The organism is Enterovibrio qingdaonensis, from assembly GCF_028683135.1.
Classification (GTDB): Bacteria; Pseudomonadota; Gammaproteobacteria; order Enterobacterales; family Vibrionaceae; genus Enterovibrio; species Enterovibrio qingdaonensis.
On sequence record NZ_JAJUBB010000001.1, the window covers coordinates 495,379 to 508,325 of the forward strand.

The following is a 12,947-nucleotide window of genomic DNA, read 5'->3' on the forward strand; positions in this document are numbered from 1 at the left end:
TCCCCAGTTAGCCTTGTGGCCAAACCTCAATACGGTTTTCTAGTGGCATCGGTGTTTCGCTGTCTGGGCCAAACCAGCGATTGTAGATAGTCAGATATTCGCCGCTGGATTCAATTTCCTGTAGGGCGCGATTAATGGCATCGCGCATCTTGCTATCATTTTCAATGACACCCAGGCCGTCTTGTTTCATGCCAATCGCTTCTCCGCTCAGCACTGTTAGCTCCGGATTTGGCTTGGCGTAGCTCGCCAAGACTTCTGCATCCTCTGCCCACCCATCGATTTTCCCTGACAACACGGCATTCATGGCTATCTGTTTGTTTCCAAACTCAATGATGTCTTCCTCATTGACCGGATGACCGTTCTTTTCCAACCAGTGTTTCCAGTTACCAATAGAATGGCTCCCCCGGTTCATCCCCACTTTTTTACCCACCAAATCATCGAGTGAGTTAGCACCGTCTTTCCTCACCAAAAAGGTTTGCGCTGACCAGAAATAGGTTTGTGAGAAATCCACGGCATCATCGCGTTTCCATGTGTGGCTCATTGAAGCGGCAGCCATATCAATCTTGCCGTTCTGCAAGTAGGTGATACGGGTAATTTCATCCACGGGGACACGCTTCATGTCGACCCCTAACTTATCGGCAACTGCGTTCGCGATATCGACATCAAATCCAACCCATTCACCTTTATCATTGATGAAGGAGTGAGGCGGGTTGTCCTGACGGATACCAACCACAATCTCACCCCGCTCTTTCACTCTGTCGATAACCGACCCGTTTTCGTTTGCTTGGACTGGCGAAAAAAAAAGAGCCAACCATGCGGTGATAAAAAAGGCTGTTCTTCGGAACATAAACTCTCCTTAGTTGATGCTTCGGGTCATTCTGTGTGTTGACCGAAAGACGGTGTGACGCAGCCTCTGACCAACAAGGTTCAATAGCTGCACATTGAAAAAGTAAAGGGCAGAGCAAATAGCAAAGATGATCAGCCAGTCAGAAAGGCGATATGCACGGCTTGCGAGCAAATTTGTCAGCGCACTCAACTCAAGCAATCCAATCAAAATGACGATGCTGGTGTCCTTGAACAGCGAAACAAAATGCGTATGTATTGCAGGGAAACTTTTTTTAAATACCCAGTAAGCCCTGAGCCTCGCATAACGGGGCAGCAGCCCCAGTTTCAACACATTTTCTACCCGCGCGAGGTTGTCGGGGTACAGATGAAGATACTTGTCAAAAATCGGCACCAGATGAGACATGGAGTAGAGCGTGAGTGCCAAGATACCCTTTACAAATGTTTCCAATGGCAAAAAAAAGTCGATTGTAAAAATAATCACCAAAGGCGGTATTGCTCTCAGTAGCGCAAAACCACCCCCGGATCCCATCTGAAAAAACGGTCGCTTACTACACACGCATACCAATATGTAAGAGAGCGGTACTGACAAAACAATCGTTGAAAGAAACAAACACCATGTCAGCACAAGGCCTCCAGGCTGAGCATGCGGCAAACCAATTATCATCTTCTGAGCAATGTCAAAGACGCCTTCCATTTGCCGAAGCCTCCTGCCCCAGACTTTCACGCGGCAATTTCAATCCGCGTGTAAAGATATCCATATATTCATTATATCGAGATATACCGATATATGGATATCAAAAATGAGATAAGCAAGAATGGTTCACCAGCTCAATGGGTTATGAAACTGTGTGTTTTTGGTGATGGCATGTTAGTATTCACTTAGCCACACCTCCGATGTGTTGATAACGTCAAGGTTTACAATGCATCGGAGGTGTAAATGCAATTGGTGACGCTAACTCACGGTCTGACTATTATTCACAGCAATTTCTATAACTATGAATTCAGAAGAATCAGCAAAGATATTCGCTGCGCTTGCGCAGGAAACAAGACTCGATGTGTTTAGGCTTCTGATCAAAGCCGGGGAAAAAGGCCTCTCGTCGGGTGAGATAGCAGAGCGATTGAACATTCGACAAAACACCATGTCTACTAACCTCTCAATTCTCCACAATGCCAAACTCGTGCGACGTAAACGAGCAGGACGCATGATCCATTACTCCGTCAATATGGACACCATCGGATTGCTTCTCACCTTTTTGCTTGAACACTGCTGCGGTGGTGAAAGCGACATGGTCAATGAGCTAGTCAATAGTCTTCAAAAAGGATTCACTCAGTCAGACTGAAAGTCCCCTTCACATCAGGTCGATGCTGCAATCGTTTAACCAGTTGCTTTGCCGCGATATGAATGGCAGAACCCAGCAAGATAAACAATAAGGTCGCGAAGGCAAGATACGGGATGACCCGTGCAGTCTCGATAACGCCCGTGCGCATAGCGGCAAAAATGCCCGTGATCGGAAACATAGAGATAAACGCCGTATTGTGGAGATGGTGGACCAATCTTGCTGATACAGTAGGAATAAGTGCAGGCGCACACTCAAGGAAGATAAGCTTCACCCTGACCCACATACTAGGATGAAGCGTTGCCATGTACTCCATCGTGTCGGGTTTAATGGTGGATATCGCGGCTTCTATAATTCTTGCCAAATGCCCAGAACTTGAATACGCCAATCCAATAACAATGAAAATGGCGGTTACACCAAACCCCCACGCAACACCCGGAATGGCACCTTCTATATCCCATCCTGAGAAAAAGGGAGCCAACCCTATATTTCCCATGAGCAGAACAAACACAACCGTAGGCACGCCGCGGGACACTTCGATAGACAACCCCGCGAGCATACGCACTGATCTATGAGCGCTCCGGCCACACAGTACATATATCAGTGCAAGCAATAAACTGACTGCCGCCGACGACACAAAGAAAATGATTGTAGTGACGGTTGGCTGAACGAAAGACGCCAGCAAGATGTTCCACTCACTCCACGCCACTATTTTACAATCTCCATGCTCTTAGAGCCCCTCACCAAACTTACACCCACAGTTGATAGATAAGCCCCCAAGCAAACGAACCTACAAGCGCGAAGCCCACATAGAAAATAACAACCTGAATACGCGCAACTGCGACAACGGCAATCATTGCGGGGATAGACGTAATGCCACCAGCAATCAAAAATGCCATGCCAGCCCCAGGCTGCATCCCTTTATTTATAAGCTCCGCAATTAGCGGAACAGCCACATAGCCGTTGATATAGGCGGGAACGCCAATGATGGTTGCCCAAAGAATGGGCGTATTCGTATCTCCCCCAAATGACGACGCCACCCATTCGGTTGGCACATACGCAACGAGCAGGCTTTCGAGCAAAAACGCAAACGCTAACCACTTCAGTAACAGCGTCATGATGTTGGTGGTTTTCTCGATAAACACCGCCTTACGCGGGGCCTCTTCCCAAAATCGCCAAACCGGCTTATCGGTCTGGGCCAACGTTGTGGTATCGCCCGTCACAGAAGGCTTCAATGGGTTTTGGAGGTAGCCCGCACGTTGAGCAAGATACACCGCCCACCCTGCGGTTAATCCCAACACAATGGCCCCAAGTGCTTTAAGCGTTGCAAACTCCCAACCCACAATACCTGCGGTCAAAAGGTACATGACGGGGTCAATAACAGGACTTGCTATCCAAAACGCCATGACAGGAGCCAGTGGGACGCCCATTGCTAACATGGCTGCAATCAAAGGAATAACACCACAAGAACAGAAAGGCGACAACGCACCGAACATCGCTGCGGTTACAATCACAACGGCCTGACGTCCTTGAAGCGCGTTGGCAATTAAACTGTCTGCTTGTGTCGCGGACACATAGGCATAAATCAGTGATGACGCCAAAATGAAGGGGATAATTAAGACAAAGGTGTTCCCCATAAACCGAATCGAGACAGGCAGTTGCTGCGGGTCTAAGAGCGCGATTGAAAGCAGTGTCAGTAAGAATACTGTCCAAACCGGCTCTAAAAATGTCCGGTTATAGCCAAAGTTAATCAGCCCAGAAACAATACTGGTCATACATTCCCCCTCCCATGGGTTTCACTTTTTATCACTCAACACTATTATTCAATATATCAGGAAATATGGATATATTAGGGCGCATAGGATGTTTTTAATAGGACGCATAGGATGTTTTTAACCCGGCCGCTCAATAGTGAGAAGGAAAGGAAAGGACCACGAGCATGGCGTTTATGGGCAGTTTTTATTGCATCAGCAAGCTTGGCTCAAACAACTTGGGCAACCTCTCTTACTGGGGAAATTTCGTTTGGGTATCTGCAATTTTGGGAGACTCCCGAAAGTCTAACGTCTAACCAAACACACCTAGACATGATTCCACGCATTCACTCAGACCTTTCAAGTGACGCACTGTTAACCATTGAGCCCGCCTTGAGAGTGCGAAGTCACAGTGAGGATTCGCCTTTCTTTGATCCTTACAAAAGCCGTTTAGCCGTTTATCTCGAACAATGGGAAATCACGATGGGATACGACATTGTATTTTGGGGAGCGAGCGAAGGTGCCCAAATTCTCGATATCCTGAACCAACGAGATCTTGGTAGCGACTTCGACGGTGACACGAAAATAGGTCAGCCATTGATCAGTGCCTCTGGATACCTAGGTGATGGGCTGGCAAGCGTTTACTACCTTCCATATACCCCTAAAAGACGGTTTCGCTCTAACAAAGAGCGTTTATCCTCAGGGTTTTCTATCAACAGTGACCATACGCAGTGGCAAGACGATCAAGACGCCTACTATCCTGGCTTTGCTGCGCGATATGCCTATTCGTTCGACAGTGTCGACATTGCTTTGGTCGGTTTTCATGGCATCAACCGTGAACCGGCTTTTTTGCTGGAAGCGAGCCAGTTTTCACCCATCTATGCAGTCGGGACCCAACTCGGTCTCGAAGTACAATGGATCGCAGGAAACATGCTCACGAAACTCGAAGTCTTGAATACATCAAAGGCACCGACTCAATACGGCTATTTTGAGAAAACAACCCAGTATGTGATTGGCGGTGAGTACACGTCATTTGATGTACTCAGCAGTGGCATAGACATCCGGTGGGTGGGCGAATACGTTAACAACACGTTAGGCGAAGAACTGCTTTCACTCTACCAACACGATTTATTACTGGCTATGCACACCTCATTCAACGACGTAGACACAACCCAATTAAGCCTTTCTCTTCTCCATGATATGGACCATCACAGCAACATTCTGGAAGCAACATTGACCCGACGCCTTAACCAGAACATAGAGCTATCCCTTTCCTTATTCGATTTTTCTTCACTGTCACCGTCTGATTTTTTCTTCGGACTCGAGTCAGACAGCTACGGCGAAATGATGGTTACGTATTATTTTTGAACAAACACTCCCCCACAACGCTGTCGTCTTGCAGAGCTTTTCAGGACACATACGAATAAAAACAGCCGCTTAAGCGGCTGTTTTTTTAGGTACTTGTTGTATAGGTACTTGTCGCAGCATTTTTGCCGCAGTCCCCACTCAACTATGCGTCATAAATTGCGCTAAGTGGCAGGTCAACCAGCACGCTTTCCACCTCACCGGTGCGAGAGAAAATCTCCGTACAAAGACTTTCCGGCAGGCGATTTCCTTCCACCACCACAACGTCACCCGATGCTACCCTGACACCAATTTGCGCATGGTTGTCAGGCTGTAAACGGTAAACAAAGAGTGTCTGGCAGTAGGTAAATGCCAGTGTACCTTCCTCCAATGCCACCGTTTCTTTCTCACCATCGCTACGAATGAAGGTAAAACTGGCGTCTTTTTGGCAGAACTCACTGCGTTTTAGCAATGACGGTCTGATGGAGATTGCGCCATTTTCAACCACAATGCCGAGCTCACCAAATCGGGTAATAATTTCCTCTTTCACCTGCCCTGTCATACCCGGCTGCTGAGCACCTGCATGTTTCGGCGTATGTGAGTAGGGGTCAACAGGAAACGCACCATACTCCAACGGCGTTTTGTTGAAGCCAATGCCATCACGCACGCGGTAGTAGTACTTCGCCAATTGTTTGGTTTCCGCGCTGTTTGGGTTTTGACCTAGGCTTTCAAAATACACCTCCTGCACCGCCAGCAGCAATTTAGAAACCATATGCCAGTAGATACACCCTAACCCTTCATAACCAAACATGGTGCCTGAACGTCCGGTGAATTCACGGTGATTAAACACTGCTTCATACAAAGCGATGGCATCTTCAAAATGATGGTCAAGGATATGCGGATAATCATCCCGCACTTTTGCCAATGCGTCCGTCAAAAAGCCTACATTTTCGAAGCTAGGGTTGAAGTGGAAGTCCCCTTCCCCGTCGACAAAAATAACGCGCTTGTCTCCGTGAACACTCATTTCTCTCAGCAAATCATTTTGTTTGGCTGACTCTGTCGGGATCCGGTTTTTCTGCATAAAACCCGGCAGTTCGCGGTCTGGATATAACATGAAAGACTTTTGGTCTTCACGGTACATTTGGCTCGCAAACAGATTATCGAGCAATGCGACAGCTTGTGTCGGCGTTAATGCACCGGAACTCAATGCCGCCACTTGGCCTTCTAGCATCGGATAGAGTTCCAACGAACTCAAACTTTCGGTGTTGTATTTCACCACGTTGTAAGCATTGAAGAGTCCATCTTCACGCAGGTTGCTCATCGTGCTGCTATGGAGCAATGTCAGGCTCGTGCTTAACAAGCCTTCAATCTCATGCCTGTCGATATGCGTTTTTCCTGAAAATCCTTGTTGATGATAAACCTGATGACGATAACGGCTTGCCACTTCAACTAGCTCAGTAAGCAGCTTATGTTTGGTCTGACGCGTAATGGTCTTCTTTTTCACATCTAACAGCGCACGGTTCAGAATTTCGAGCGTTTCGCGTAGCCATACGACCACCTCAGCAGATAATCTGATTTTGTCCGGTGCAGTCGCAAACAAGCTTTGCAGCTGCGTGACATAACGGCGCATGTAATAAAGGGTCACCATGGAAAGGCCATTACCCACAATGGCGTTGTTGGCGTCATTCCATTCTGGTCGTTGCGTGTTTAGCCAAATACCGCCATCTACCACCCAATTACTCAATTTGGACAGCAGTGGTACAAGCAACTTCTCTGACAGATTGACCAGATAAACCTCATTGTCTGAGTCCAGCAGCAATTTTCCATCACTACCAAGCAGCTCTGTCAGTGTTTCGGTTCTTTCCTGAAGGTGGGTATCGAACGAGACCGTGTCCTTTGGCGTGTCAAACAACATGCGTGAATCGCCAATACGATAAGGGACATTGGCATAACTAAAGAACTCACGCGTCAAACTAATGTTCAGCTTCCCGGGCGTAAAACGCTCTGACCACTCGAGGAATTTCAGTAAGTAGATGATTTGATGATCACCCCAATAGCCGATATTACTCCACGGATCTTCGGGGTCGAGCACCTCCCAATCGATGCCCTCTTTGGTAATGCGATAAGGGTTGTAACCATCAATCGTTGATGCATTTACAAACTTGGCAATAAAAGAACGCAGATAGTCTGGGTAGCTTAACGCCAGTGCTTCCCAGTTTTGGAAGATATCACGCCAGTTGCCCTGATAAGCAAGAAGCGGATTCCCCTCTTTGTCCTTCACTTTGATGTCATAGTGGTTCCAAGGACGACTCGGATCACCATGACGACGGCCAAAGGTTAGCGGCAAGTATTCGTAACAAAGACGCAGAAGCTGAATGTCATCGGCTTGCTCTGCTTGTTTAATCAGGTCTATATGGGTAAAGCGTTCCGGCAATTCGTCATAGAACGCAGTGTTCCTCAATACCACTTTGCTGTTCATGTTCTTGGCTGTTTGAAGAACATCTTCTTTTCTCAGCAAATATCCATCTTCAAACACTCCGCCACGCATGCTGTTAAACAAAACATTTGCGTAGTGATGGTTTGCTGTTGCTTCATCGTGAGAGTACTGCCACCCATCAACGGCACTGATCAGTGATTCCAACTCTACACGGTTCTTTTGGCAATCTTGCTCGATTTTTGCTTGCAACGCCTGAGGGTTCTGGAGTTCTTGGACGATAGCTTTTACATCTTTATGATCTTTTCCGCTGTCCAAAACGATCAACCATTCGTTGCTTGAAGAGGAAGGCAAGGTGATCATTTTGTGGAGGAAATACGAGCCGCGAACACCACGCGTCAGTGTTTCTGCATCAATATAATCACCACGACGAAACGCAGGAATTTGCTGACTGCTCAACAGAATTTCTGTTTCATCTGCATCAATGCTGAACACCATATTTGCCAGCAAAGCCTCGGCCGGATCTGCGCGGTCACTTAATTTCGCATACATGGTATAGAGTGCGAGCGATGTACCTGCGACAATTTCATTCCATTTATACGCATCGACCAACGCACTTCGGGTCTGTAACGCTTGCATTGGCGCGCTATTAGGGAGGATATTCTGAATTCCATCCAGCACCTCAATCTCACGCGAATTCCCCGAAAAATCAGTCAACTCACAACGGCGCACAAATCCAAACGTATTCCCACTCTCCCAACTGTACTGAAACGAGAGGCTTAAAGAATGGTTAGTCTCTTCGAACACGACCTTGTCGCCAGTAATATTTTTATAGAGATTTCGGGTCAGCGAAAATTTTCCATCATGTTGCGGATTGAACGGTTCCCACGTCACCACATCACCGCCGTCGTCTTCCAGACGAATAAAGGTTTTGGGCCCAGTGTTGTCGGCACTTTCGTGAATAAAGTCCACAGAGCGGTATGGGAGAATCGCATCTTCTGGCTTCCCGCGACCCGCCGTTAAACAACCGGTAGAGGACGCAAACAACCAGTGGTCATTGGCGGAAACGACACTCATAAAGAACGGAGACATATGGTCGACGTTTTCGATGCGATAGAATCGCTCTCCCTTGATATCAACAAACTGTCCTTTGACTGGCGCACTCGCCAAGGTAAAACACTTATCCATTTTCTTGGTTCCTAACAAAAAGAAAGCGCTTTCTTTTCATTTCAAAAAAATCCCGATACAAAAGAGTCCCTTGCATCGGGCGCGTAGATCCTTCTTGTGCTTTTTTTCGCGCTGGACCTTTTTTTGTTAGAGGTGATGACACCTCGCAAAATGGCCTGTTCGCACTTCCATGGCGTCAGGCATTGTGTCGGTGCAGACATCTGTTGCCATCGGACAACGTGATGAAAAAGGGCAGCCCTGACTTTCGGGTTTCCAAAGCGGGATATCACCTTTCTTAACCAACAACTCTCGCTTTCCAGCGCGGCCCACCTCAGGCACGGCGGAAAGGAGTAATTTTGAATACGGATGTTGTGGGTTTTGCGTGACGCTATCACTGTCTCCCCACTCCACCATATGCCCCACGTACATCACCGCCGTTTTTTCGGCAAAATAGCGAGCCGTCGCGATATCGTGAGTAATGTACATAAAAGAAATACCCTGCTTGTCTTTCAAATCCGCCATCAAATTCAAAATGCCTAGGCGAACTGAAACATCGAGCATTGAAATTGGCTCGTCAGCAAGGATGACTTCTGGGTCAACGGCCAGTGCACGCGCTATGGCGACGCGCTGACGCTGTCCACCACTGAGTTCATGGGGGAATTTTTCGGCCGTTTCAACAGCAGGCGATAACCCCACCAACTCTAAGAGTTCGTATACTTTTTCCCGCGCGTCTTTCTTCGTAACTCGTTTATGTATGAGTAACGGACGCACCAAATGATGATAAATATTGTGGACGGGGTTCAGTGAGCTGAACGGATCCTGAAATATCATTTGAACCTGACGAGCATATTCCAGTTCACCGTGTTCATTTACATAGTCAGCGAGCGGTTGTCCTTTAAACCGAATATTACCGCCCGTTTCTTTATAAATACGGGTAAGGATCCGAGCTCCCGTGCTTTTTCCCGAGCCCGACTCACCAACGATGGCCAATGCTTCACCGCGATTAAGCTCAAACGAAACGTCATTCACTGCGCGCATGATATTGGAATCGGAATGCCCAATCCGAAAATCCATGATCAAGTTTTCAATGGAAAGAATAGGCTCCATTCGCGTCACCCTGCCTTCAAGTGACAGGACACATAATGTGTCTGTCCCACGTGTGTTAATACAGGCTCTTTCTCTTTACAGGCTTGGAAACACTGCCCGCAACGCGCTTGGAAATTACAGCCGACAGGGATATCAAGCAGATTCACAGGATTACCCGGTATACCGTATAACCGCTCTTTTTCGCCATGTATGGTGGGGAAAGACGCTAACAAGCTTTGTGTGTAAGGATGCTCCGGGTGGTTAAACACCGTTTGCGCATCGCCAAGCTCTATCAAATTACCTGCATACATCACACCGATGCGATCGGCGATTTCGCCCATCAAACTCAAGTCATGGCTGATAAACAAAATGGAGAAGCCAAACTTTCCTTTTAATTCATACAATTCGTTCAGGATTTCTCGTTCAACCACCACATCCAGTGCGGTAGTCGGTTCGTCCATAATGATGAGTTTCGGCTCAAGTGCCAACGCAATCGCAATGACTACCCGTTGACGCATACCGCCGCTCAATTGATGCGGAAATGCAGAAAGGCGTTCGCTGTGAATACCCACCACCTGAAGCAGTTCAGCCGCTTTTTCTAACGCCTGCTTAGGTGAAAGGTCTGTATGCGCTAAGATCACGTCCGTGAGTTGCTCGCCAATCGTGATAACCGGATTCAGTGAGTTCATCGCGCTTTGAAACACCACAGAAACTTCATTCCAGCGAAAAGCTCGTAGGGCTTTATCGCTCATTTTGAGCACATCTTCGTCTTTGTAGAGGATTTCACCTTCCGATATCAAAGCGGGTGCTTTGTGCAAACGTGAAATAGCAAATGCCAAGGTGCTTTTTCCACACCCTGACTCACCCGCAATGCCCAGTGTTTCACCTTCAGCGAGCGACAAGCTGACGTTGTTGACCGCACGAGCAATGCCATTCGGAGAGACATAGTCAACACAGAGATTATTAATATCCAATAGCGTTGTCACATCAGCCCCCTGCGCTTATCTGCGGCCTTTTTCAGCTTCTTCCAAAGCTTAATATGTGGCCCTGTGCGTAATTTAGGATTGCTGACCTGATCAATCGACATATTAATTAGTGCCAACGCACCGCCCGTTATCGCAAGAGCAAGAGCAGGTACCATCATTTCCCACCAAGCCCCGGTATAGAGTGCCGACGACGTTTGCGCCCAATAGAGCATCGAGCCCCAGCTCACTTCTGTCGCGTCACCCAAGCCTAAAAAGCCCAACCCTGCTTCGGAGCCCATTGCATAGATAACGGCACCCAAGAATCCGCCAAATACAATAGAAACAAGGTTGGGCAAAATCTCGACCAAAATTATCCGCACTTTCGATTCTCCCATCGCCTCTGACGATAAGATGAATTCTTTGTTGCGTATTGCCATGGTTTGCGCACGAATGACGCGTGCGCCCCAAGGCCAGGAGGTCACCCCGAGAAGAATGGTGATAACCACAGATCCCACTTGCCCCAAAAAGGCGGCTAAAACAATGAGCAAGGGGAGCTGCGGAAATACCAAAAAAACATTCGTAAGAAAATTAAGGCGTTCGTCGATCTTGCCACCGAAATAGCCTGCTGAAACACCAACAATAACGGCTAACGTCATCGCGATCAGGCCAGCAATAATCGAAACAGAAAGGGTTTTCTGCGCGCCGTGTAACACCTGACTGAATACATCCCGACCGCTTCGCGTGGTACCCATGATATGTTCACTACTTGGCGGTTGATGGGGTCTCGCCACGCGCTTCTCTGCTGGATACGGCGCGAGCACATTGGCAAATATTGCACCGGCAAACACCATACTAAGAAGAAGTGTTCCCAAGATCGCAGGCGGATTGCCATAAAAGAATGCATAAGCACCACGGAAGAATCGACGAAACTTCCCTGCCACAGGCTTTCTTGGTTGGTTTGCCGTGCTGTTATCTGGCTTTGTCGAAATCGTCTTATCCATCGTCATCACCTAATTTGAAATCCGAGGATCAAGCCAAACGTACAGCAGATCAGCAATGAAATTGGCCGTAAGTACTGCAGTGACCAATATCAACAAAATTGCCTGAATTAGCGGGTAATCACGGGCCACGATGCCTTTAAGGAGGATGTTTCCAAGCCCTTGGTAGTTGAATACGACTTCGGTCATGATAGAGCCCGCGAACGAGAAACCGATCGCCATTGCCACGGCCGTTGCAACAGGAAGGATGGCGTTTCTACCAGCATATCGCCACATCACGCGACCGTTGCTCAGCCCTTTCGCTTCGGCCATGGTCACATAGTCTTCGCCCAATACATTGATCATGGCATTACGCATATTGAACACCCAACCTGCGATGCCGACCACCACCATAGAACCAACGGGCAACACTGCATGCTCAAACACACTGCTAATAAATGGCCAGTTAAATCCGGGATCCAAGGACTGATCGTAGGTGTAAGACAATGGCAGCCATTCAAGCTGCAGCCCGAACAGATAAAACAAAAATAATGCAGTCACGACATAGGGAAAGTTACTAATGAACGCCAACACCGGCGGCACAATTTGCCCAACTAAACCTGTACGATGATATGACGCATAGGTACCAATACTGATGCCGATAATCAAAGAGACAATGAGCGACCCCAACGCAAGAAATAACGTCCATGGCAATGCATTTCCAATCACCTCTGACACGCTAATAGGAAACATCAGTACAGACGGACCCAAATCTAATGTGAACACGCTTTTGATATAGGCGAAATACTGCTCAAAAATATTTCCATCAAGAAAGCCATACATAGCGCGAACAGCATCCATCTGCGCGGGATCCATTCTCCCTTGCGCAGAGGCAAACAAGGCTTCAACCGGGTCACCAGGCATCAGCCTAGGCAACATAAAGTTGAACGTAATTGCGATGAAGAAGGCGGAGAAATAGAACATAAACCGCCGAAATAGAAATGCCATTCAATCGCCCCCTACACCTGACTTCGCCTGCA

General features: G+C 47.7%; 11 protein-coding genes. 2 read left to right on the forward strand and 9 right to left on the reverse strand.

The genetic code is table 11. The features are described from left to right. Window positions 1–7 precede the first annotated feature (7 nt). Both LRP49_RS02225 and LRP49_RS02230 read right to left on the reverse strand, forming a co-directional pair. On the reverse strand, window positions 8–847 hold the full coding sequence (locus tag LRP49_RS02225; protein WP_274139877.1) for a transporter substrate-binding domain-containing protein: 840 nt from the start codon (window positions 845–847) through the stop codon (window positions 8–10). Window positions 848–856: 9 nt separating this feature from the next. Further along, window positions 857–1,570, reverse strand: coding sequence for a hypothetical protein (locus tag LRP49_RS02230; RefSeq protein ID WP_274139879.1), 714 nt, complete (start codon window positions 1,568–1,570; stop codon window positions 857–859). Between the two features lie 271 nt (window positions 1,571–1,841). Between LRP49_RS02230 and LRP49_RS02235 the strand changes: the two genes are divergently transcribed. Further along, window positions 1,842–2,186 (forward strand): ArsR/SmtB family transcription factor, encoded by a 345-nt coding sequence (locus LRP49_RS02235; RefSeq protein ID WP_274139880.1) that lies wholly within the window; start codon window positions 1,842–1,844, stop codon window positions 2,184–2,186. On the opposite strand, the gene LRP49_RS02240 is transcribed toward LRP49_RS02235, so the two are convergent. Both LRP49_RS02240 and LRP49_RS02245 read right to left on the reverse strand, forming a co-directional pair. Further along, on the reverse strand, window positions 2,170–2,892 hold the full coding sequence (locus LRP49_RS02240; protein WP_274139882.1) for a hypothetical protein: 723 nt from the start codon (window positions 2,890–2,892) through the stop codon (window positions 2,170–2,172). The genes LRP49_RS02235 and LRP49_RS02240 overlap by 17 nt on opposite strands. A 40-nt stretch (window positions 2,893–2,932) precedes the next feature. Next, window positions 2,933–3,958, reverse strand: a complete 1,026-nt coding sequence (locus LRP49_RS02245) for a permease (protein ID WP_274139883.1) — start codon at window positions 3,956–3,958, stop codon at window positions 2,933–2,935. Window positions 3,959–4,069: 111 nt separating this feature from the next. Here LRP49_RS02245 and LRP49_RS02250 point away from each other — a divergent pair, with 111 nt between their 5' ends. Further along, a complete protein-coding gene (locus LRP49_RS02250; protein ID WP_274139885.1) occupies window positions 4,070–5,302 on the forward strand; it encodes a hypothetical protein in 1,233 nt (410 codons plus the stop codon). A 142-nt stretch (window positions 5,303–5,444) separates the two neighbouring features. On the opposite strand, the gene LRP49_RS02255 is transcribed toward LRP49_RS02250, so the two are convergent. The 5 genes from LRP49_RS02255 to LRP49_RS02275 form a co-directional block, all read right to left on the reverse strand. Then, on the reverse strand, window positions 5,445–8,900 hold the full coding sequence (locus LRP49_RS02255; protein ID WP_274139886.1) for a hypothetical protein: 3,456 nt from the start codon (window positions 8,898–8,900) through the stop codon (window positions 5,445–5,447). A 126-nt stretch (window positions 8,901–9,026) separates the two neighbouring features. Then, on the reverse strand, window positions 9,027–9,986 hold the full coding sequence (locus LRP49_RS02260; RefSeq protein ID WP_274139887.1) for an ABC transporter ATP-binding protein: 960 nt from the start codon (window positions 9,984–9,986) through the stop codon (window positions 9,027–9,029). A 5-nt stretch (window positions 9,987–9,991) separates the two neighbouring features. After that, on the reverse strand, window positions 9,992–10,951 hold the full coding sequence (locus LRP49_RS02265; protein WP_274139888.1) for an ABC transporter ATP-binding protein: 960 nt from the start codon (window positions 10,949–10,951) through the stop codon (window positions 9,992–9,994). Then, window positions 10,948–11,931 (reverse strand): ABC transporter permease, encoded by a 984-nt coding sequence (locus LRP49_RS02270; RefSeq protein WP_274139889.1) that lies wholly within the window; start codon window positions 11,929–11,931, stop codon window positions 10,948–10,950. Before LRP49_RS02270 ends, LRP49_RS02265 begins: the two co-directional genes overlap by 4 nt. A gap of 9 nt (window positions 11,932–11,940) precedes the next feature. After that, window positions 11,941–12,915 carry an ABC transporter permease gene (locus LRP49_RS02275; protein ID WP_274139890.1) on the reverse strand — a complete coding sequence of 325 codons (975 nt, stop codon included), beginning with the start codon at window positions 12,913–12,915 and terminating at the stop codon, window positions 11,941–11,943. Window positions 12,916–12,947: the final 32 nt, after the last annotated feature.

What these genes read in the sequence shown, in the direction of transcription:
- LRP49_RS02225 (WP_274139877.1), bottom strand. Translation starts at nt 847, where the DNA reads ATGTTCCGAAGAACAGCCTTTTTTATCACCGCATGGTTGGCTCTTTTT.
- LRP49_RS02235 (WP_274139880.1), top strand. Translation starts at nt 1,842, where the DNA reads ATGAATTCAGAAGAATCAGCAAAGATATTCGCTGCGCTTGCGCAGGAA.
- LRP49_RS02245 (WP_274139883.1), bottom strand. Translation starts at nt 3,958, where the DNA reads ATGACCAGTATTGTTTCTGGGCTGATTAACTTTGGCTATAACCGGACA.
- LRP49_RS02250 (WP_274139885.1), top strand. Translation starts at nt 4,070, where the DNA reads ATGTTTTTAACCCGGCCGCTCAATAGTGAGAAGGAAAGGAAAGGACCA.
- LRP49_RS02255 (WP_274139886.1), bottom strand. Translation starts at nt 8,900, where the DNA reads ATGGATAAGTGTTTTACCTTGGCGAGTGCGCCAGTCAAAGGACAGTTT.
- LRP49_RS02260 (WP_274139887.1), bottom strand. Translation starts at nt 9,986, where the DNA reads ATGGAGCCTATTCTTTCCATTGAAAACTTGATCATGGATTTTCGGATT.
- LRP49_RS02270 (WP_274139889.1), bottom strand. Translation starts at nt 11,931, where the DNA reads ATGGATAAGACGATTTCGACAAAGCCAGATAACAGCACGGCAAACCAA.
- LRP49_RS02275 (WP_274139890.1), bottom strand. Translation starts at nt 12,915, where the DNA reads ATGGCATTTCTATTTCGGCGGTTTATGTTCTATTTCTCCGCCTTCTTC.